The organism is Aliidiomarina maris (genome assembly GCF_003987335.1).
GTDB lineage: Bacteria > Pseudomonadota > Gammaproteobacteria > Enterobacterales > Alteromonadaceae > Aliidiomarina > Aliidiomarina maris.
The window spans coordinates 1-1,673 of sequence record NZ_PIPK01000030.1 but is presented as its reverse complement, the minus strand read 5'-3'; the positions used below and the strand labels follow the sequence as shown (position 1 = coordinate 1,673).

Here is a 1,673-nt window from a genome sequence, read left to right as displayed (position 1 = left end):
AGCATGCCCTACGTAAAAACATTCACGTTATTTACTGTTATCAAAGCCAATTCAATCTGTGTGAGCACTCACATATTATGAGCTATCGTTAAGGAGGTGATCCAGCCGCAGGTTCCCCTACGGCTACCTTGTTACGACTTCACCCCAGTCATGAACCACACCGTGGTAAACGCCCTCCCGAAGGTTAAGCTATCTACTTCTGGTGCAGCCCACTCCCATGGTGTGACGGGCGGTGTGTACAAGGCCCGGGAACGTATTCACCGTGGCATTCTGATCCACGATTACTAGCGATTCCGACTTCATGGAGTCGAGTTGCAGACTCCAATCCGGACTACGACGCACTTTTTGAGATTCGCTTGCTATCGCTAGCTTGCTGCCCTTTGTGTGCGCCATTGTAGCACGTGTGTAGCCCATCCCGTAAGGGCCATGATGACTTGACGTCGTCCCCACCTTCCTCCGGTTTATCACCGGCAGTCTCCCTAGAGTTCCCACCATTATGTGCTGGCAACTAAGGATAAGGGTTGCGCTCGTTGCGGGACTTAACCCAACATCTCACAACACGAGCTGACGACAGCCATGCAGCACCTGTCTCAGAGTTCCCGAAGGCACTCATCTATCTCTAGATGATTCTCTGGATGTCAAGGGATGGTAAGGTTCTTCGCGTTGCATCGAATTAAACCACATGCTCCACCGCTTGTGCGGGCCCCCGTCAATTCATTTGAGTTTTAACCTTGCGGCCGTACTCCCCAGGCGGTCGACTTAGTGCGTTAGCTGCGTTACTCACATCTTAAAGACACGAACAACTAGTCGACATCGTTTACGGCGTGGACTACCAGGGTATCTAATCCTGTTTGCTCCCCACGCTTTCGCTCCTCAGCGTCAGTTTTTGACCAGGTGGCCGCCTTCGCCACTGGTATTCCTTCCAATATCTACGCATTTCACCGCTACACTGGAAATTCTACCACCCTCTTCAAAACTCTAGCTTGCCAGTTCAAAATGCAATTCCAAGGTTGAGCCCTGGGCTTTCACATCTTGCTTAACAAGCCGCCTACGTGCGCTTTACGCCCAGTAATTCCGATTAACGCTCGCACCCTCCGTATTACCGCGGCTGCTGGCACGGAGTTAGCCGGTGCTTCTTCTGTGGCTAACGTCAATCGTTGCAGCTATTAACTACAACGCCTTCCTCACCACTGAAAGTGCTTTACAACCCTAAGGCCTTCTTCACACACGCGGCATGGCTGGATCAGGCTTGCGCCCATTGTCCAATATTCCCCACTGCTGCCTCCCGTAGGAGTCTGGGCCGTGTCTCAGTCCCAGTGTGGCTGATCATCCTCTCAGACCAGCTAGAGATCGTCGCCTTGGTGAGCCGTTACCTCACCAACTAGCTAATCTCGCTTGGGTTCATCTGATGGCGTGTGGCCCGAAGGTCCCACACTTTGGCCCGTAGGCGTCATGCGGTATTAGCCACCGTTTCCAGTGGTTGTCCCCCTCCATCAGGCAGATCCCCAAGTATTACTCACCCGTCCGCCGCTCGTCATCTTCTAGCAAGCTAGAAATGTTACCGCTCGACTTGCATGTGTTAGGCCTGCCGCCAGCGTTCAATCTGAGCCATGATCAAACTCTTCAATTAAAGATTTTGATATGCAAGTGCTCAATGAATCGTTGGTTCTTAA

General features: G+C 52.0%; 1 rRNA gene. It reads right to left on the bottom strand.

The window, feature by feature from the left end:
* Positions 1 to 89: 89 nt before the first annotated feature.
* Positions 90 to 1,630 (bottom strand): 16S ribosomal RNA (locus CWE07_RS14180).
* Positions 1,631 to 1,673 lie beyond the last annotated feature (43 nt).